The sequence below is a fragment of the Paraburkholderia sp. SIMBA_053 genome (assembly GCF_046534895.1).
In the GTDB taxonomy this organism is placed as follows: domain Bacteria; phylum Pseudomonadota; class Gammaproteobacteria; order Burkholderiales; family Burkholderiaceae; genus Paraburkholderia; species Paraburkholderia caledonica.
Map to the genome: position 1 here is coordinate 1 of NZ_JAWRXU010000463.1, position 287 is coordinate 287.

Annotated in this window: 1 protein-coding gene; it reads right to left on the reverse strand. The window is 32.8% G+C overall.

Translation table 11 applies throughout. The annotated features are described in order from the left end of the window. Nucleotides 1–223: hypothetical protein (locus SB753_RS36430; protein ID WP_410804972.1), on the reverse strand; the 223-nt coding region annotated here is incomplete at its 3' end. Between the last annotated feature and the right edge of the window lie 64 nt (nucleotides 224–287).

Sequence of the window (287 nt, forward strand, 5' to 3'; positions counted from 1 at the left end):
CTACGCTTCGCCACCTTAGTCCCTTATCAGTAAAACAAACGCCTGCTTTTCCAAAGCCTAATATTGTACAGTCAAGAACTGCAATAATTTTCTCGTGCTGTGGAATTTCGAATCTCTTATCTACTTTTGACAAAATAGATAGAGGAATTTCTTCAACGTAAAAGTCGTCTTGCTGATACCGTAAACATAATTCAGTTAGATAATTAAATTTTACATCCTGCATTTAAATACTCTCCGTTCATTTCAATAAATCTTATCAAATAACAATTTTTATCTTTTACTCCATC